The 20,152-nt window shown below is 47.7% G+C and carries 13 protein-coding genes and 1 pseudogene; 6 read left to right on the top strand and 8 right to left on the bottom strand.

The genetic code is table 11. The annotated features are described in order from the left end of the window. Positions 1–80 precede the first annotated feature (80 nt). Both ACUJFL_RS16840 and ACUJFL_RS16835 read right to left on the bottom strand, forming a co-directional pair. Positions 81–617: a response regulator transcription factor gene (locus tag ACUJFL_RS16840; protein WP_226751934.1), complete on the bottom strand. Its 537-nt coding sequence runs from the start codon at positions 615–617 to the stop codon at positions 81–83. After that, positions 614–1,870, bottom strand: coding sequence for an ATP-binding protein (locus tag ACUJFL_RS16835; RefSeq protein ID WP_445428080.1), 1,257 nt, complete (start codon positions 1,868–1,870; stop codon positions 614–616). The genes ACUJFL_RS16840 and ACUJFL_RS16835 overlap by 4 nt, the downstream gene beginning before the upstream one ends. A gap of 284 nt (positions 1,871–2,154) precedes the next feature. Between ACUJFL_RS16835 and ACUJFL_RS16830 the strand changes: the two genes are divergently transcribed. Both ACUJFL_RS16830 and ACUJFL_RS16825 read left to right on the top strand, forming a co-directional pair. Further along, on the top strand, positions 2,155–3,387 hold the full coding sequence (locus ACUJFL_RS16830; RefSeq protein ID WP_445428079.1) for an Nramp family divalent metal transporter: 1,233 nt from the start codon (positions 2,155–2,157) through the stop codon (positions 3,385–3,387). 296 nt (positions 3,388–3,683) lie between these two features. Then, the gene (locus ACUJFL_RS16825; protein ID WP_226751937.1) at positions 3,684–4,301 is read left to right on the top strand and encodes a TetR family transcriptional regulator; all 618 of its coding nucleotides are present in this window, start codon (positions 3,684–3,686) and stop codon (positions 4,299–4,301) included. A gap of 99 nt (positions 4,302–4,400) precedes the next feature. On the opposite strand, the pseudogene ACUJFL_RS16820 reads toward ACUJFL_RS16825, so the two are convergent. The 5 genes and pseudogenes from ACUJFL_RS16820 to ACUJFL_RS16800 all read right to left on the bottom strand — a co-directional run bounded on the left by ACUJFL_RS16820 (position 4,401) and on the right by ACUJFL_RS16800 (position 12,732). Beyond that, a pseudogene (locus ACUJFL_RS16820) lies at positions 4,401–7,519 on the bottom strand (efflux RND transporter permease subunit). Between the two features lie 14 nt (positions 7,520–7,533). After that, positions 7,534–8,682, bottom strand: coding sequence for an efflux RND transporter periplasmic adaptor subunit (locus tag ACUJFL_RS16815; protein WP_445428078.1), 1,149 nt, complete (start codon positions 8,680–8,682; stop codon positions 7,534–7,536). 274 nt (positions 8,683–8,956) lie between these two features. Continuing rightward, a complete protein-coding gene (glsB, locus tag ACUJFL_RS16810; protein WP_445428077.1) occupies positions 8,957–9,910 on the bottom strand; it encodes a glutaminase B in 954 nt (317 codons plus the stop codon). Between the two features lie 70 nt (positions 9,911–9,980). Beyond that, complete coding sequence (locus ACUJFL_RS16805) at positions 9,981–10,328, bottom strand: hypothetical protein (RefSeq protein ID WP_445425570.1); 348 nt, start codon at positions 10,326–10,328, stop codon at positions 9,981–9,983. A gap of 211 nt (positions 10,329–10,539) precedes the next feature. Next, on the bottom strand, positions 10,540–12,732 hold the full coding sequence (locus ACUJFL_RS16800; RefSeq protein ID WP_445428076.1) for a TonB-dependent receptor: 2,193 nt from the start codon (positions 12,730–12,732) through the stop codon (positions 10,540–10,542). 410 nt (positions 12,733–13,142) lie between these two features. Here ACUJFL_RS16800 and ACUJFL_RS16795 point away from each other — a divergent pair, with 410 nt between their 5' ends. The 3 genes from ACUJFL_RS16795 to ACUJFL_RS16785 all read left to right on the top strand — a co-directional run bounded on the left by ACUJFL_RS16795 (position 13,143) and on the right by ACUJFL_RS16785 (position 17,081). Continuing rightward, complete coding sequence (locus ACUJFL_RS16795) at positions 13,143–14,987, top strand: esterase/lipase family protein (RefSeq protein WP_445428075.1); 1,845 nt, start codon at positions 13,143–13,145, stop codon at positions 14,985–14,987. 87 nt (positions 14,988–15,074) lie between these two features. After that, positions 15,075–16,436, top strand: a complete 1,362-nt coding sequence (hemN, locus tag ACUJFL_RS16790; RefSeq protein ID WP_445428074.1) for an oxygen-independent coproporphyrinogen III oxidase — start codon at positions 15,075–15,077, stop codon at positions 16,434–16,436. 117 nt (positions 16,437–16,553) lie between these two features. Then, on the top strand, positions 16,554–17,081 hold the full coding sequence (locus tag ACUJFL_RS16785) for a hypothetical protein (RefSeq protein WP_226751944.1): 528 nt from the start codon (positions 16,554–16,556) through the stop codon (positions 17,079–17,081). A gap of 48 nt (positions 17,082–17,129) precedes the next feature. Here the strand turns inward: ACUJFL_RS16785 and ACUJFL_RS16780 are convergent, their stop codons facing one another. Continuing rightward, positions 17,130–18,566, bottom strand: a complete 1,437-nt coding sequence (locus ACUJFL_RS16780; RefSeq protein ID WP_226751945.1) for a Na+/H+ antiporter NhaC family protein — start codon at positions 18,564–18,566, stop codon at positions 17,130–17,132. A 224-nt stretch (positions 18,567–18,790) separates the two neighbouring features. On the opposite strand from ACUJFL_RS16780, the gene ACUJFL_RS16775 reads away from it, so the two are divergent. After that, the gene (locus ACUJFL_RS16775; protein WP_445428073.1) at positions 18,791–20,152 is read left to right on the top strand and encodes a M14 family zinc carboxypeptidase; all 1,362 of its coding nucleotides are present in this window, start codon (positions 18,791–18,793) and stop codon (positions 20,150–20,152) included.

The raw sequence follows: 20,152 nt of genomic DNA, 5'->3' as shown, positions 1-20,152 counted from the left end.
TCCGATAGCATTGAGAATTTTAAGCTATGGTAGTATTTTGCTGCGCTTAAAGTAATGCGGCATATTGTCGCAGTAACGGCTTAGGTGGGACGATGTTTAAGCAGTTTTCGCTGTAAGGTACGCCTGTGCATTCCCAAGCTTTTCGCTGTTTGCGAAATATTGCCATCGTGTTTGGCTAGCACACGCTGAATATGCTCCCATTCTAATTGTTCCGGTGACAAAAACACACTGTTCGACGGTGTTGGGGGGTGTTCTGGTACAGCTAAGTTGTCACCAAAAAGCGTTTGTTGTAGTAATTGAAAATCGACGGGCTTGGTCAGGTAATCGTCAGCGCCTTGTTTCACTGCTAGCACGGCAGTATTAATACTGGCATATCCAGTTAATACAATAATACGGCTGTGACTCAATGCCATTCGTAATGGTGCAATAAAACTTAAACCAGATTGCTGACCAAAGCGCAAATCTAACAAATAGATATCAGCTTGTTCGGCAATTAATTCGGCCTCAGTTAATGGCTGATAAAATGCTTGGATTTGCCAGCCTGGTTTTGCTAAACGCCTAGCGAGTGTGTTGATGAGTGCAGGATCATCATCAACAATAACCAGTTTTTTAATCATGCCTGTCCTCCAAATAGCAATAGTGTTTCCATACCAGCAGAGGAGCGGTTTCGCCTTTTAATCTGGCCACCCAGGCGCTCGATAGACACATTAGCAAGAAATTGTCCCCAACCAAGGCCTTGTTCGCTGTGTTGTGGTAAATGGCCAAGCTCAGCTAGGCGTTGCTCGGATAAGCCTTCACCAAAGTCGATAATACAAAGCGACAACTGCCCTTGCTGCAGCGTTAATTTCAGCTCAAGCTGAGGTTTTTGCTGCTGTAAGCCAGCATCGGCCGCATTGTCTAATATTTGAAACAGCGCTGCGGCAACCGCAGTTGCTTCTTTTACATAACAACGGCTATCGTCCGTGTTTTCGGTTATCGTAACGTGAATGTCTGGACGAGTAACCATCCAAGACTGCAAGCTTTGTCGCAAGATAGGTAATAGCGGGGCTGGTTTCAAATCGCGCCACTCTCCGGCATGCTGGCGCAGTTCGACAATAATTTGCTGGCAACGGCTCAGTTGTTGTTGTATATCAGCAGTTGCGGGGTGTGCCGCGATCAGCGGTTGCACTTCGTCGGTTAATAACAGCAGGTTTTGAATAGGTGAAGCTAAATCATGCGCGGCATTGGCGGCGTATGTGGCAATGGCTAAGGCGTGCTCTTGACGTACTTGCTGCTGTTGTAATTGATTAAGTTGCTCTGAGGTAGTTCGGTTCAGTGCGGTTTGCCGGCTAATAAACCAACTGATAACGATTGCAGAGATAACAAAAGCGCACCACATTTGCCACATATGGCGTGAGAAGGGCTGCATTACATTAGTATGCAGCATATGATGGCCAATGCCTTCAGCCGCTTGCAGGATCTGTGTTAAGTCACCCATCCACAGTAATAAGCTGTAGGCAATAATAGCACCCAAAGCGAACACATAACTTAGCCAAGCGGGTAATAAAACAGCCACAACTGCCACAGGTAGTAATAATAGCGCAACAAAGCCATTACTGACCCCACCGGATAGTGCTAACAGCGTAAAGATCGCCAATAAATCGAGCGCACAGCAGACAACAAAAAGTAATTGACTTTCGTGCCATGCCCTCGGTAATTGCAGCTGTGCTAAGTTAGTGGCTAATAAAGTACAAAGCACAAGCACGATGACATTCCACGCTGTGACCGGATAGACCATTATGCTGCCCAGTAGCGCTAATAACGTTAAGATGCTGAAGATTAAAGCTCGGAATTTCACCAGCTGCCAAAAAGAGGTGGTTGCCGTAAACATGTTATTTTCCATCTAGTAAGGGAAAAACTGTAACCGCTAATGCTCTTGGCGTTAACAAGCAAAAACGCAGACGAGTCTAGCATAATTATGTGTTTGAGCTGAAGATAGCATCCATTATACATACACCGTATCGCAGTTATTTTAATCAAGTCGCACGCTAAGCAAACTGAAGTGTTGTACTTAGTCGCAAAGACGCTTAAGTTAAAATAAACACCAGACAAATCATGCTGTTTTGACATCAATATTGCAAAGATGTCGCGGCAATATCTTCAGGAATTCAGTTTATGCGTGCGTATTTTCGTTTAGGCCCCGCCACTTTAGTAACGGCGGCTTTTATTGGCCCAGGCACGGTAGTAACCGCTTCATTGGCTGGCGCGAACTATGGTTACGCCCTGTTATGGGCATTGTTATTTTCTGTCATCGCAACGATGATTTTACAAGAAATGGCCTCACGCTTAGGCATCGTTACCGGTAAAGGTTTGGGTGAAAACCTTCGACATTTGGTACAACAGCCGCTATTAAAAGTGTTGTTATATAGCCTGGTGGTGGCGGCGGTTGTTGTGGGGAATAGTGCTTATCAAGGCGGAAATTTAACCGGTGCTAGCCTGGGTGCCGATGCCATTTGGGGGCAACAGTCGCTGGTGCTGTCGCTAAAGCAACACTCGGGGTTAAACCCTTGGTCATTGTTGTTAGGCGTCATTGCGATCGTGGTACTGTGGCGTGGGCAATATCAACGGATTGAGCGGTTTTTAATTGGCCTAGTATTGCTGATGAGCTTGGCGTTTATCAGTACCATGCTGCTAACCAAGCCCGATCTGGGTGCGATGTTTTCGGGCATGCTGTTACCCACAATTCCTAGCGGCGCTACCTTAACGGTGATTGCTCTTATCGGCACCACGGTGGTGCCTTATTCTTTGTTCTTACATGCGGCAAGCTCCGCTACTAAATGGCACAATCAACCGAATAAAGCACAAGCTTTAGCAGAGTCTGCGGCTGACTTACGCACCGCCATACCCTTAGGTGGCTTGATCACTTTGGCCGTGTTATCGACAGCAGCAACGGCCTATTTTGGCAAAGGCCTGCAAATGGAAAATGCCGGTGATTTAGCGTTGTCGTTGCAACCGGTATTTGGTGCTGCAGCAACCTACTTAATGGCGTTAGGTTTACTAGCAGCAGGTTTGTCATCAGCCATTACCGCACCGTTAGCCGCGGCTTATGCTTTGCGCGGCTTGTTACAGCTAAGCCCACAATGGTTTCGAATGAGTTGGTTACTGATTATTTTGGTGGGTATGCTGGTATCAAGTTTGGGCTTAAAACCTTTGAACATTATTTGGTTTGCCCAAGTGGCTAATGGTATTTTGCTGCCAATCATTACTCTGTGCTTATTACTAGCCGTGAACTCCTCACTGCTGGGTACCTATCGCAACAGCTTGCGGCAGAATGTGTTGGGGGCGGCGGTATTTGCTGCAACCTTATTATTAAGCGGCCGCACCCTTTACCTGGCTTTTTTTAGTTAACCCTCATCCGACCACACTCAGGTACAGGTCCGACCGGTGTCTGAGTGCGGTCTGACCAGTGTCTGAGTGTGGTCGGAGGTGTTTTGGGGAGGGTAATGAGAGCATAACGTCGCTATTGTTAGCAAAAGCCATTTCAACGGTTTTTGGGAGCGCTATCCGCTGGCGCAATTTCAAAAAAAGTTCTCGTGGGTTTGCGACAAGGCACCTCGTTGTGCCGTTCGGCTATTAGGTCTGCATACATGAGTTATGTTAATATTACGGCCATGTAATGCAGCGAAACAGGCCTGATAAATTCTATGGCAAGACGTACGAAAGCCGAAGCAGAAACCACTCGCGCAGCGATCTTAGATGCGGCTGAACAGCTGTTTTTTCAGTTTGGTGTATCTCGAACCACACTCGAGAAAATTGCTCAAGCCGCTAATGTTACCCGCGGTGCTATATACTGGCACTTTGATAACAAAGCCGATGTGTTTAACGCCATGTTAGAGCGGGTGCGCTTACCGTTCCAGCATTTGTTGGCGGAAGTGGATAGTAATCCGCATGTCGATCCTTTCTTACAGGTGCGAGACCTCATGGTTAACGCCCTACAAATGATTGCCAATAGCGAGCAGTTGCATCGTGTGCTGACAATTGTATTCCATCGCTGTGAATATCTCGATGAATTAAACCCGGCCGTAAATAAACAAGATGAATTAGATGCGCAAACCATCGCGGTGATGCAGCGAGCCTTTGCACGTGCCGAGCAAGCGGGGATGTTACGAACGGGTGTATCACCTCGTCTGGCGGCATCGGCTTTTCATATGTATGTTGGCGGTATTATTAGTAGTTATTTATTAAAACCGCAGCAATGCGATTTAGATCAGCATGCCGCTGTATTGATTGATGCCATGCTGCAAGGTTTAAAGCAGCGTTAATCCCCCAGTAACATTAAGCATAAAAAAAGCCGGCTATTTAGTGTGGGACTAAAAGCCGGCAAAGGTACGAATCGGTGGCAGTTTTACCTGCCTACTAAGTTAGGTTTGGCTTTGCTCAGCGTTCGCGCGGGGTTTCTTGGTAAACAAACGCATAATCACCAAGTAAAAGACCGGCACTAAAAACACGGCCAGTATCGTGGCGGAGATCATGCCGCCTAGTACACCGGTACCAATCGCATTTCGACTGGCAGAGCCTGCGCCGCTACTGATCACCAGTGGCAATACGCCAAGTGAGAAGGCCATTGATGTCATAATAATGGGGCGTAAACGCAACCGAACTGCTTCTAAAATGGCTTCGACCAGCTCTTTACCTTGTTGCTGTAACTCGCGTGCAAATTCAACAATTAAAATGGCGTTTTTCGAGGCCAGCCCCATGGTGGTTAACAACCCTACTTGAAAATACACGTCGTTGCCTAAACCGCGCATATACGCTGCTGTTAACGCACCAACAATACCGAGCGGTACAACTAAGATCACCGCAAAAGGCACGCTCCAGCTTTCATACAAGGCCGCTAAACATAAGAACACCACTAAAATCGACAGCGCATATAAAGCGGGTGCTTGTGAGCCAGAGAGTTTTTCTTGATAAGAGGTCGCGGTCCATTCAAAACCAATACCGTTAGGCAGCTGGCCAATAAGCCGTTCCATGGTATTCATGGCATCACCCGAGCTTGAACCCGGTGCCGGTTCGCCTTGATCTCCAGTGCGGATACGCCGTTGTAACGCTCTAAACGTTGCGGGCCATATACCCATTCGCTGCTGGCGAACGAGGCGAAACTGACCATCTCTCCGTTGTCGTTGCGCACAAACCAACGCTTGATATCTTCAGGTGTCATACGAAATTCAGGTTCGGCCTGCACAAATACTTTCTTCACGCGGCCACGATCTAAAAAGTCGTTAACATAGGTCGAGCCCCAACCAATCGACAGGGTTTGGTTAATATTGCTAAGAGAGACACCAAGTGCTTGTGCTTTTAACTGGTCAACATTAATTTTTAACTGCGGCCCATCTTCCATGCCATTTGGCCGAACACCAACTAAGCCGGGTTCTTGCGCTGCCATACCCAGTAGTTGGTTTCTGGCGGCTAACAGTGCTTCATGACCCACACCGCCTCTATCCTGTAAGAATAAGGTAAAGCCGGTTGCGCGCCCTAACTCGGCAATAGGCGGTAAGTTAAAAGCAAAAATTTGCGCCTCTTTTACCGTCATAAAATAACCCATGGCACGGCCAATCACGGCTTGTACGCTGTCGGAGGCATCACGTAGGCTCCAATCTTTTAAACGCACAAAGGCTAAGCCCATATTCTGGCCGCGACCAGCAAAACTAAAGCCCGATACGGTAAACACTGACTGCACCGCTTGCTCTTGAGCATAATGGCCGGCAATTTTGTCCATTACAGCTTCTGTGCGTTCTTGGCTGGCGCCGGTGGGTAATTGAATTAACGTAAGGAATACCCCCTGATCTTCCTCGGGTAAAAATGACGTGGGTAAGCGCACGAACATCAGTGCCATCACCATCACGATGGCACCATAAACCAGCATTGAGCGTTTTGGCCGAGCAAGCATGCCCGCCACACCGCGCTGATAATTGCGATTGGTTTGCTCAAAACCCCGGTTAAACCAACCAAAAAAGCCTTTTTTTGCCTGATGATTACCGTGGATGGGTTTGAGCATAGTGGCACAAAGGGCAGGTGTGAAAATGATCGCAACCAGTACCGACAGCGCCATCGCGGTAACGATAGTAATGGAAAATTGCTGATAGATAGCGCCGGTTGCGCCACCAAAAAAGGCCATTGGCACAAAGACCGCAGATAATACTAAGCCGATACCCACTAAGGCGCCGGTGATCTGTCCCATAGATTTACGAGTGGCTTCAATAGGGCCTAACCCTTCCTCGCTCATTACCCGTTCAACGTTTTCGACGACTACGATGGCGTCATCGACTAATAAGCCGATGGCCAGCACCATACCAAACATGGTTAAGGTGTTGATTGAAAAACCAAAAGCAGCCATCACGCCAAAAGTACCTAGTAGCACCACGGGCACAGCTAAGGTAGGGATCAGTGTGGCGCGGAAATTCTGCAAAAACAGATACATGACCAAGAATACAAGGATAATCGCTTCAATCAGCGTTTGTACCACTGAGCTAATCGATATTTCGACAAAAGGCGTGGTGTCATAAGGCACCACAGTACTTAACCCCGCCGGGAAATAAGGGCGCAGTTCATCCAGTTTGGCTCGTACCGCGGCAGCCGTATCAAGGGCATTCGCACCGGTTGCTAATTCAATAGCTAAACCCGTGGCCATTTTGCCATTGTAACGGGCGATCACGGAGTAATCTTCACCGCCAAGCTCAACCCGCGCCACATCTGCCAATTTCACGGTTGAGCCATCGCTGTTGGTGCGCAGTAATATTTGGCTAAACTCTTCGGCTGAGGTTAAGCGTGTTTGCGCTAAAATAGCCGCATTAAATTGTTGACCGGGGAGGGCGGGCGAACCACCCAGTTGTCCCGCTGTCACCTGATTATTTTGTACTTGAATGGCCGCAGTAATATCGGCGGGGGTCAGTTGAAATTGGTTTAACTTATCGGCATCTAACCAAACACGCATCGCATATTGGCTACCAAACACTTGTACGTTACCTACCCCGCTGGTGCGGCTTAATGGGTCGCGCACATTGGCCACGACAAAGTCAGCAATATCATCGCGTGTTAAGCTGCCATCTTCAGAGATAAAGCCAACGACCATTAAGAAAGCGCCATTCGATTTAGCCACACGCACACCGGCTTGCTGCACCTCTTGTGGCAGCAAGGGTAAGGCTTGTTGCAGCTTATTTTGCACCTGTACTTGTGCAATATCGGGATCTGTACCGGTTTCAAACGTTAGCGTTAAGCTGATATTGCCTGAAGAGTCTGAGTTGGCCGACAGGTACATCAGGTTATCGAGGCCATTCATGGTTTGCTCGATAACTTGTGTCACCGCATCTTCAGCGGTTTGTGCAGATGCACCGCGATAAGAGGTGCTGATACTGATCGCCGGTGGCGCGATCCGAGGATATTGCTCTACCGGCAGTTGTTTGATGGATAACAAGCCTGCCAACATGATAACGATGGCGATAACCCAAGCGAAGATCGGTCGATTGATAAAGAAATTTGCCATGTGCGACTCCAGGGTTACTGCACAGCAGCAGAATTAGGTGAGGTTTGGGTTGCCGTTACTGTGCGTACCTTGGCGCCAGGCCGAATTTTTTGTAAGCCCGCGACAATCACGCTATCTCCAGCGTTGAGGCCAGAAAGCACTTGCCAATCTTGACCCACAGCACGCCCGGTCTCAATGACCCGTGCTTCAACAATGTTATCCTGGGTGACTAACATCACCGATGCTTTACCTTTGGGCGTTCGGATCACCGCTTTTTGCGGCACCATCAGGGCATTTTGGTCGATACCATGCTGTAGGCGGGCTCGAACAAACATGCCAGGTAATAAATTACCCTGATCATTGGCAAACACGGCACGCAAGGTCACCATGCCCGTGCTGGGATCGACATTCACTTCAGAGAATTGCAGGCTGCCCTTTTGCGGATAAGCACTGCCATCATCTAGTAACAGTTCAACCGTCACTTCGGCACTACCCATTTGCTGATGTTGCCGTTTAAGTTGCATTAATTCGCTGCTTGATTGCGTAAGATCAACGTAGATAGGGTTAAGTTGCCTTACCGTCGCCATCACCTGTGCCTGATTCGCCGTTAACAAAGCTCCTTCGGTTACATTCGAGCGACCAATTTGACCCGCGATAGGTGCCGTGATCTCGGTATAATCTAAGTTAATTTGCGCGGTTTGTAAGGCGGCCTCACTACTGGCAACTGCGGCATTTGCTTGCATTAAAGCCGCTTGAGCATCGTCATAGTCTTGTTGGCTAATGGCTTTTTTACCGATTAACCCTTTTAAGCGATCGGCTTTTAGCTGTGCGTTGTGTTGCATGGCTTTACTGCTGCTTAAATTCGCTTTGGCATGAGCCAAAGCGGCTTGATAAGGCGCCGCATCAATTTTATAGAGCACTTGTCCGGCAGTGACTAATTGACCTTCCGTAAATAAGCGTTGCTTTAAGATACCGTTGACTTGAGGGCGGATCTCCGCCTGACGATAATCCGTGGTGCGCCCGGGTAATTCAGAGATCAGCGGCATAGCGGAATGTCTTAACGTCACAACTTCTACTTCTGGCGCAGGGGCAGTACCTTGAGTGGCACTGGGTTCAGGTTGGCTACAGGCTACTAATAACATGCTGAATGCGGCAGCACTCAATAGTTTGGTCTTAAAACGCATAAAAACTCCTGTGAGGCATAACTGAAAAGTTGCGATAAATAACAGTAGCAGAATAATTGATGCAATATACATACAAGGCTGTATGTTATCAAGCGCAACAAGACTTATCGTGCTGTATGTGCGACTAAAGACTATAAACAGCGGTTGAATGTTGAAAGTGAGTTCGCTTCAGGATCAGAAAGATAACAAGTAATGGCGAGGGGCAGCTTGACTTGTCTTCGCTATATCCATAACTCATGGGCTGGTTCTGTTACTTATGAAACCAACGTTGTAATTAGAACAACGATAAGCCCAATTCTTCAGCAATAGCGGTTATTAGTTGCATGGCCACTACCGAGTTGCCAAACCGGTTGAGCGGTGGACTCCAAGCCGTGATCACCCCAAATTGCGGCACAATGGCAACAATAGCACCACCAACGCCACTTTTTGCCGGTAAACCCACTTTAAACGCAAATTCTCCAGATTGATCATACATGCCACTGGTCGACAAAATGGCGTTAACGCGGTGCGCGTCACGTCGGCTGCAAATTTGTGCTTGGGTGCCAGGCTGCACGCCACGGTTTGCCAAAAACAGCAGGGCTCGCGACAATTCGGCGCAACTAATGGCGGTTGCACATTGATGAAAATACTGCGCCAAAACTAAGGGCACTTCTGCTTCAATATTGCCAAAGCTTTTCATCAAATAGGCGAGGGCCGCATTGCGATTACCGTGCTCTAATTCGGATTGATATACTTGTTGATCGGCATAAATTGTCTCGGTTTGTGCTAAGCGGCGAATAAAGCTAAGAAAAGCACTTTTACTGGCAGAATAATGACTTACCAACACATCCGAGACTAAAATAGCCCCGGCATTAATTACGGGGTTACGTGGAATGCCTTTTTCCCATTCTAGCTGCACAATTGAGTTAAATGGCTGGCCTGACGGCTCCATATTGACGCGTTGCCACAGCTCGTCGTCGAGTCTATTCATCGCCATCACCAGCGCAAAAATTTTCGAGACACTTTGTAAGGAAAACTGTTGCTCAAACGCACCGGCACCACTGACCTTGCCATCCAAGGTGGCGATGGCAACCCCTGCTTGTGCGGGGGCGACCTGTGCCAATGCGGGGATATAGTTGGCCACTTTACCTTCGGTATAGCGCGGCTGATATTGAGTTAATAACCGTTGTAATAAAGCTTCTAAGCTGGGATCGGCATAAGACATAATGGCGAGATATCGTAATAGCAATAAGGCTGCAGTATACCATAGCCAAGTTGAGCATTGCAGGCGCGAGCGCGGTTTAACCTGTTGTCGACCATCAGCGCAGGGCTTGGCTAAACTCAGGTATCGTTAAGCTAGCGTCATAACGAATATTTTGTTCGAGTTGATCAAAGATCCACAACAAATGCCCTACTTTTAGCTGGTTGGCGCCTAAGCGTGAGTTAATACCTTGGATATAAGCGCGAAACTCTCGGCCCAAGCCACATAAATCGGCTTCTTCTGTGGCGGTAAGTAAGGCTTGTTCACTGAGCGGTCGATGTGCATGTTTTTGCGCTTGAGCTAACGCAGAAAAGTCGCGTTGGTAAAAGTACCACAAGGCAAAAGCCATAATAACAAGCATAACGATGACGGCGGCTACGATATTATCGAATAAAAAATTGAACATGGTCTACCTCGTTAGCGGTGAAGCGTCAGAAAAGGTGTGGTTAGCCGAGTGAATCGTTTCATTGGCCATGTTACGTGGTGAGCGGTGTTTTAGCGCAGTTGTTTAGGCGTTTTCTTAACATGATAAGCAGTAGCAATGTCGCTTACTGAGATACCTAAAATCCCAGCTGCGGTAGGCCGCAGCTGGGATGTTCGGTGTAACAGGTGCTTAATTAAAACTGCACGGTATAACGCACACCCAGTTCCCGCGCATCATTGCTTAAAATACGCAGAACATAGTCACCGGTATTCAACCGAGCATTATCATAGCGCTCATCAAGCAGGTTTTGCGCATACAATGACACTGACCAGTCACCCTGAGCCGGTGCATAGCGCAGATCCATATTAATTAACTCACGGCTATCGATTTGGGTAAAGCGGCCACTGTCACTGCTTGGTTCGCCATACATCTCATCGCGGAAAGAGTAATCTAGCCGTGCGGTCAATTCGGCACCGCCTTCCAACGCAAATTTATACGTTGCGCCCAGCGCGGCTGTAACGTCAGGTGTCAACGGTGCAACGGGTTTCACAGCACCGATCTGATCTACATCAACATCGATATAGCCTACTGCGCCATACAGTTTAAAGGCGTCAGTGACAAACCAGGTGCCTTCCCATTCAATACCACGTGAGGTTTGGCTTACCACTAAGTTTGTGGTGCTAAACCCGCCTTCTGCGGTAGTGCTCACCTGATAGGGTAAATCATCATATTCGGTGTTAAATACCGCAATGCTCATGGCAAAGTTATTATTGATTTGCCCTTTTAAGCCCACTTCGTAGTTTACTGCCGTGATGTTTTCAGAAGCCACTAAGCAATTTGGATCGCCAAACAAGCAGTAAGGACGCGCCGGGAACTGACCTGATTGATAACCGCTTTGGATGCTACCGTAAATATTCAAGCCATTTTGCATGGTGTAGTTTGCGGATAAGTCATAGCTTAGCTGGCTCCAGCTGTCGCTCGCAGTAAAAGCACCAATGCCGACATCGGCAATCACGTCTTTTTTGTCACGGTTAAAACGCAAGCCACCGGCAATACGCAGATCGTCTGTAAGCATATAGCCGACATTCACAAAGATAGCGCGGCTAACTGAGCGCTGATCCAGCTCTAACAGGTTAGCGCCACCGTTAAAACGTGAATCGGCACCTTGCCGATTGCTGCCTTCTTCGGTGAAATAATAAATCCCAGAAACAAAATCGACTTCACCGAGGTAACCATTTAATTGCAATTCAGCAGACGTTTGATCCGCATTACCCACTTCAGGATAGTGATCTAAGCTAAAAATGGTGGCGTCATCATCTAAGCCGGCTTTGTAGTCAGAGGTGCGATGGCTAATGATGGCTTTAGTGGCTAAGGTATCGGTCAGGCCGAGATCCATGGTCAGTGATAAACCGCTGGCAGAATTACTGACTTCAGTGACTTCTTTAGTACCTGTGGCATTATCATAAATATTAGCCGCTACATCGCTGTTACGTAGTGGGCCTGCCGAAGTGGGTTGGCCAAAACGCTCACCAGTGTAATAAGCACCCGTAGGCACTTCATCTATTAACGTGGTGTAAGGGCGCAAGCCGCCCTTACCGTCGTTAGCATCAGCGGTAAGGGTAAAGCTTAAATCGTCTTGTGGCGAAAATTTAATAGCTAAACGCCCATAAGCTTCTTGGGTTTCACCCACATCATATTTGGCATTAGGCACGTTAATAAATTTACCTAAGCCATCACGCTCGTTATAGCCGACATTTAAGTTGAAGGCGAGGGTATCGGTCAATTCATGATTAACAAACACATCGCCTTTTAAGCGACCGCGTGTTCCGACGCTGACCGTAGCCTTATTCAGAGCGACTTCATCTGGTTGTTTCGTAATAATATTAATGGCACCGCCAATGGAATTACGACCATACAAGGTGCCTTGTGGACCACGTAACACCTCAATGCGCGCAATATTATTCAGGTTCCAGTTTTGACCGACTTGGCGGCCAAGATACACGCCATCCACGTAAACACTGACACCCGGATCGGTGGTGATCAGGTGATCTTGCAAACCGATACCCCGAATAAAAGGGTTAGCCGACGAAGTGTGACCAGCAGAAAAACCCGTGACATTTAAATTGGGAACAAATTTACCGACATCGGTTAAATCAGTAATACCTTGCTCGGCTAAGGCGTCGCCGCTGAACGCGCTGATGGCCACAGGCACTTCATAAATGGCTTGTGTACGTTTAGTAGCAGTAACTTCAATCACTTCAATTTTGCTTTCGCTATTAGCCGCAGCTTGTTGTGCTAGCGCTGAAGTGCTAAACAAACCTGCCATCGCCATAGCAATGATGCTTAGTTTGGTAGATACAGCAGGTGTCAGCTGTAGAGTTGGCATAAGGTGTCATTCTCCTGAGTAGACTGCCCAACCTATGGGCAAACCCGCGGAGTATAAATGCTGAATAGCTATATGAAAACCATTACCTCGCATTTAGCTCACCGTTTTTAATTGATGCTAATAGAGCGTAACTGAGGCGATAATTTGTGCCTGAGAAGATAAAATGTAGACGATATTTTGATTAAAGGTTTTACTCTCTTTTTCAAAATGCTTTTTGGTAAAACATTTTGGCATTTTGTTATGGCGGTTAAAGATTCGGCAAGGTGATATTCGTTGCAAACAGCACATGCTATGATCTGGCCCTTAAATAAGGTGTTCCATAGAGAGTATTTAGCTTGTTAACTACGGTAAAAATGTCACTAAATGGCTTGATAGGCCTTTGTCGCAAAGGGTCTTTGGTAGGGATATTTTTGCTGATCGGGCTTAGCGGTTGTGCCACCGTGTCGGTGTCGAATGTGGATAGCCGCGAGTATGTTAAGCAGCGGCGAGGCGATGTGTTAACTACGGGCACCATCAGCCAATATACAGGTGTCGTGCTGCAAATACTTGGGCTAGATCAGGCAAGCTGTCAGCGCGAAGCGGCTGAATGTGCCGAGATATTAAGTACCGGTTTAGGTTTAACCAGTGAACAACGCCTATCGGCGATGGCGGAACTGTGGTTACATCAAGCCTTATGGTATAGCCGTCCACGTAATAAAGATGTGCTGGCCGAGGTCGATGCCTATCTGATGAGCGCTCGCTATGCTTACGCTTATTTATTTTATTCTGGTGTGACGCCGATTAATCGTTTGTTTGAAGACCGACAAACGCAAGTGCGCGATTACTACAACTTTGCTACTCAACAAGCCGCAACCTTATTATTCTCACAGCAACAACGACGTTGGTTGCAGGACAGTGCTGTTACCTTACAAACCGAGCGTTGGCAGTTACGTAGCCAGTTGCAACATCGGCGCTTTCGCGAGCAAGCACTTCCTGCGCAGCTTGTGCCCACTAACACCTTGTCATTTCAAGGCTTGCGCAATCAATATCGCCGCGATGGTCTCGGTGCTGAATTAGTGGCCGTCAGTGCGGCGCCCACGCAATTAAATTTGCAGCAAGGCTATAGCGAATTACCCTCGCCGGTAGTAACAGCTGTATTGAGTTTTGGCGGTAACACGTTGGCGGAAGTATTAAGCACTGATCAGGTGACCTTGCATGTGCTAGATCCACTGCAACAGCAACAAGTAACGATTGCGGGGGCTGACATTCCGCTAGCGGCTAATTTTACCGCCGGTTACGGTTTATGGCTGGCGCGTTCTGATTTTTCTCGGCAAGCATTTTGGAATTTAATGGGCGCAAGCGATTCATTAGCGCAGCCACATTTATTTATGCTGCAGCCTTATGACCCTAATCGTAAAATTATCATTATGTTACATGGTATTGCTAGTAGTCCTGAAGCCTGGGTTAATACGGCGAATGAGGTTTTGGGTGATGAAAAGCTGCGTGCCAACTATCAGTTGTGGCAATTGTATTACCCTACGAACCTACCTTTGGTTCTGAATTTACAAGCTATACGCCAACGTATTACGCAAACCTTACGGCAGTTTGATCCTGAAGGCTTGGCTCCGGCTTCAGAAGATATCGTGATCATTGGTCATAGTATGGGTGGGCTATTGGCGCGTTTATTGGTGTCTGACTCGGGTGAGAAATTATTGTATGCCGTTAGCGAAGAGCATAAATTAGATTTAAAACGTCAGCAGCGTTTTTTTCAAAGCTTTCGTGATGATTTTACTTTTTCAGCTTTACCGGGGGCGAATCGGGCGATTTTTATTGCTACACCACATTTGGGTACGGCGGTGGCAGATTATCGTTTAGCTCGCTGGTTAGCCGGGCTCATTACCTTGCCCGTGACGGTGTTAGAACGCGTGGCCGAAGCCGCTGAGCTGTTAAATGATCCCAGCAGCAAGAGCCAAGCGCGGGTGCCATTGCGGATCACCAGCATTGAAAACCTCAGCGATAGCGATAGTTTTATCATGGCGGCGGCACGCATTCCGATTAATGCTGCGGTGCGGTATCACTCGATTATTGGGGTAGAACAACCCAGCTTACCCGTGGCCCAACACTCGGATGGCGTAGTACCCTATTTAAGCGCGCATTTACCGGAAGCTCAATCAGAGATGGTGATCCGCTCGGGGCATAGCGTACAAGAAACCTCGGCTGCCATTTTAGAGATCCGCCGTATTTTGCATCAGCACCTTGCTGAGTTAACACGCTAAACGGCAAGTATTTCCGTTTGCGTTAGATCAAGGCTGAGTCATTCAAAGCTCAGTATACTGCCGTCTTAGCTTAATAAGGGGTAGCAGATGCAAGCGATATCATGGGATGCGGCGTTAATTGCCAAATACAACATTAACGGACCGCGTTACACCTCTTATCCAACCGCGTTAGCGTTAGATCCTGCTTTTGACTCGGCCATGATTACCCCCGTGCTGCAAGACGCTCCGTCTGAGCTGAGCTTATATATACATATTCCGTTTTGTCATCAGCTTTGCTATTACTGTGGCTGCAATAAAATTGTCACGCGGCATCAGCACAAAGCTGATCAGTATTTAACGGCATTGGCGCAAGAAATGGCGCTGTATCAAGCTAGTGTAGCCGATAAGCGTATCACGCAATTGCACTTGGGTGGCGGCACACCCACCTTTTTAACGGAAGCGCAGTTAACGCAATTAATGCAGTTAATTCATCAGCATTTTCAGCTGACAACTGAGGCAGAGATCAGTATTGAGATCGATCCGCGCAGTTGTAGCGAGCAAAAGCTGCGACATTTACGCCAACTGGGGTTTAATCGTGTCAGTTTTGGTGTGCAAGATTTAGACGAGAAAGTGCAAATTGCCATTAACCGAGTGCAAGAAACCGAGTTGATCCGCCAGCAAGTGCAATTAAGTCGAGCACTAGGTTTTAGCTCGGTCAATCTGGATCTGATTTATGGCCTGCCATATCAACAGCCCGACAGTTTTGCTGAAACCTTAGCCGAGATTATCCGTTTATCACCCGATCGCATTTCATTATTCAGCTATGCGCATTTACCAGAGCGCTTTGCCGCGCAGCGTAAAATTCCCCACGACAGTTTACCGGCTGCGCCTGCAAAGCTGCAGTTATTGCAATTGGCGATCACGGCGTTAGTAGGAGCCGGTTATCAATTTATTGGCATGGATCACTTTGCTAAAGCCAGTGATCCACTGGCGATAGCGCAGCAGCAAGGCCATTTGCAGCGTAATTTTCAAGGCTATACCACAGCCGGGCAAGATGCGTTGTTAGGGTTGGGCGTGTCAAGTATTAGCCAAATCAACGGTGTATTGTGGCAAAACAGTAAGGTATTAGCCGATTATTATGCTGCCTTACAGCAACAACAGCGGCCAGTTGAGCGTGGCTTTAGTTTAAGTGAGGATGATCGGCTGCGCGCTGCATTGATTAGCCAACTCATTTGTCATTTTAAACTGGATATCACTGCTTTTTGCCAGCAATGGCAGTTAATCGATTTTTGGGGATATTTTGCCGATGCGGTGCCGCAGTTGCAGCCGTTTATCACCGATGGATTACTTGTCGCCAATGACAGTGAGTTAACAGTGACTGCCTTAGGTCGACTATGGGTTCGCAGTATTTGTGCCTGCTTTGATGCCTATTTAACGCAAAGTCAGCAACGTTATTCCAAGGTAGTATAAATCGGCATAGGGCAGGGTAAGTTGACTTTTTTAATCAAAATGCTGAAAAAGCTTTCAGCAGTGGTTCAGTTGTACAGTGCAAGATTAACGGGTGTTTAGCAGAAAGTGGAGGCTATTATGGCCACAACAATCACCAAAACCCTGTTTGCTGTTTCTTTGTTAACGCTGGTACAACTGCCAGTGCTCGCGCATCAAGCTTCGCCCGTTGCCATTGAGCGAGTAGGTCATGATGTGTTGGTGTATACCTTAAGGCGGGCTGCCGATGAATTAGTGAGAGTGGCCCGCATCGATCCGGTGCAACAAGGCTATAGCCGATATTACAAGGTTAAGCATGCAACACCGCGTATTGTTGCCAAGCAGCGTCAAGCATTACAGCAGTTAGCCCATGAACATCAGCGTCATCTGGTGTCGTTAGAGCGTCAGCTTGACCGCGAATTAGCGCAATTATCTGATGCTTATCAGCACAGTCATCACAAAGCCAAACCCAAACAAAAGAGCAAAGCAAGACAAGCGTATCAACGTAAAGTTGAGCGGGCTTATGATAAGTTTGCGCATCAAGTAGAAGTAGCGCATAACCAATTTGACAGACAGCGTGAACAGATCTTGCTTGCGAAATACAGTTATCAGCCGCATGGGCGCGGTTAACCAAACACGTATAGAAATGAGCGGCTATCGTAATTGATAGCCGTTCGGTTAAATCATCAACCAACCGCTAATGGCAAAAGCGCTTAAGGCCAGTGCACCGCAAAACAGCGCATAGGGCAATTGCGTTTTAACGTGCTCGAGCAAATCACAGCCCGCGGCGACGGAACTTACCGCAGTACTATCAGAGATAGGCGAGCAGTGGTCACCAAAAATCCCGCCGCTTAAAATGGCGGCTAATACCAATTGAGGGGGTAAATTTAATAAGGTCACCATGGGAATGCCAATGGGGATTAAAATGGCGAAAGTACCCCAGCTAGTACCGGTGGTGACTGACATTAAAGAACCGGCCAAAAACAGCAAGGCTGGGATTAAAAAATGCGGGATATTTTGATCGACCATACCGGCAATCACGGTGCCGGTGCCTAATACTTTTAAGCTGCTGCCTAAAGCCATCGACAGCAGCACAATAGTCACTACTGGCAGTAATTCAGACATGCCTTTAAAACCCATATCCACTAACTGCTGATGCTGGAAGCGGCGGCTGATAATCATCATGGCATACGCCACTAAACAGGCTAACACGGTGGCATATAGCACCGAGCGCGACCCCGAGCCCTGCACTAACTCGCCGTTACCGGTTAAAAACATAAAGCCAATCATTGAGCCTACTAAGGTTATTAACGGTAACAGCATAAAGGCTGGATGGCTGGCCGGCGTTTCAATTTCTGTTTGCGGTAATTGCTCGCTGGCGCGCTGTTCTACCCGTTTTAACGGGCCATATACTTTGCCACTGATAATGGTATACAGCACCACGGCTAGCGTAAATAAGGCATAAAAATTCAACGGGATACTGCCTAACAGCACTGAAATGGCCGGCATCGGTAACTCATAAGTACTTAATAAACCAAGCACATAAGCCCCCCAGCCATTGAGTAAAATGATAATACAAATAGGCGAGCTGGTACTGTCGATGATATAGGCAAGCCGAGCACGGCTCATTTGAAATTTATCAAATAAACCGCGGGTGCTAATCCCCTTGGTTAGCGAGCTGAGGTTCGATTCAATAAAGGTAAAAAAGCTGATACCAAAGGTCAGTAAACCGGCTTGACGGCCAGAGCGGGCAATACCTTTTCGTACTAAAAAATCTACCGTTGCGGTAACACCGCCAGAGAGGCGTAAATAAGCTAATAAACCACCGACTAACAAGGAAAACATTAAGATCCGAGCATTACCATCATCAGCGGTAACCGCGACAATACGCTCTAAGGTTTGAATACTGCCATCAAGCAGTAAACCCGCACCAAAGCCTTGTCCTTGCTGCATGAAAATCAGTAGTTCGGCGGTACAGAGAGATAATAACAGCGCTAAGATCACTTCTTTACGCCAGAGCACAACCGCAATCGCTACGATTGCCGGTAACAGGGTGAGCCAATTTGCCAAGATGTTCTCCGTTTTATGCGGGATCTGCTGGATGATGGCGGCCATAACGCTCAGGCGCTGGGTTCATCGCAGTTTGGATAATTAATGATTTTATACAGGCTAACTGTGCCTTCTGCAAGCGCGAAACCTGTGGCTTTACCCAGAAACTAATTAAAATATCCTATTGTCTTTTCATGCGTTTGTATTAGGATCTGTATAAGTATTGCAGTTTAAATGGGCTAATCATGAATAAATTGGTTTTCCTGATACTGGCAGTCAGCAGCGTAATAATGGCAAAAGCAATGACAATTCCTGATTATCACCCGTATCAACAAGCGCATTTAAATAAACCGCAACTGCAATTTAGCGATATTGCGCCGTTAATCGAGCACTACCAAGTGCAGCCATGGCTAACGGTAACCGAACTGGGGCGTTCGGTGAAGCAGCAGCCCATTTATCAACTTCAATTAGGCCAAGGTGACAAGCGAATATTGGCTTGGTCGCAAATGCACGGTGATGAATCTACCGCCACCGCGGCTCTGTTCGATTTATTAAATTATCTACAGGCACCAGAGCAGGCGGCGTGGCGCGAGCAGTTATTTGCCGAAATAACGCTGTATATTATACCCATGCTCAATCCGGATGGTGCCGCTAAGCACAGCCGAGTCAATGCCCAAGGTATCGATATTAATCGTGATGCCCTGGCGTTACAAAGCCCAGAAGGGCAGTTGTTAATGGCGGCAGCCAAGCAGATTAAACCGCATTTTGCTTTTAACTTGCATGATCAAAACCGTTTTCATGCGGCAGGTCCTTATCCTAACCCCGCAACGATTTCATTGTTAGCGCCGGCTTATAATGCCGAACGTGAGATTAATGCTAGCCGCCGAGCTGCGATGCAGTTAATTGCGCATGTCCAACCTTGGCTTGAGCAGCAGATCCCGCAGCATATCGGTCGTTATGCCGATGATTGGTCGGCCCGATCTTTTGGCGATACGTTTGCGGCGATGGGCATTAGCACGGTGTTAGTGGAGTCGGGCGCTTATCGTGGTGATGACAATCGGCAAATGGCGCGGCGGTTGAATTTCCAACTCTATGTGGCTTGGTTAGCTGCGATTGCTAGCGATAGCTATCAGCAGGCAGATCTCGCCTTGTATGACGCCATCCCATTTAACCGTAGCGGCGGCATGAAAGATGTCTTGCTACAAGGGTTAACCGTGAGCATCGGCGACACGACGGCTAAGGTGGATCTGGCCATTAATTTGGCGCTTACTGGCGATCGGCGCGCGCGTATTGATGAGCTAGGTGACTTATCCTTGTTCAGCGCTTTTCATCAATTTTCGGTGCAAGGTTTAGCTTTTAAAGCTGGGCAGGCTTACCCGCTTAACACGGCCTTGTCTTTAGACACTGAGGCACATCTCGCTTTACTGCAGCAAGGTTATACCCATTTTTCGGGTGATAAGGCTTTGTTGCAAGCAAGCAGCCGTTTGCCCGTGCTGCTGAATCCGTTACGCCCGACACAAGGCTCGCCACAACTTTGGCAAGGTGCCACGTTCTTATTAGTTAATACGCAAGGCAAGGTTGTGCAAGCCGTATTAAATGGCCAATTAATTAGCGTGCCCAGCGGCGTTATTCACAACCCGTTAGGCACTTAA

Source organism: Alishewanella sp. HL-SH05 (assembly GCF_052655985.1).
This window is presented reverse-complemented; position numbering and strand designations above follow the sequence as displayed.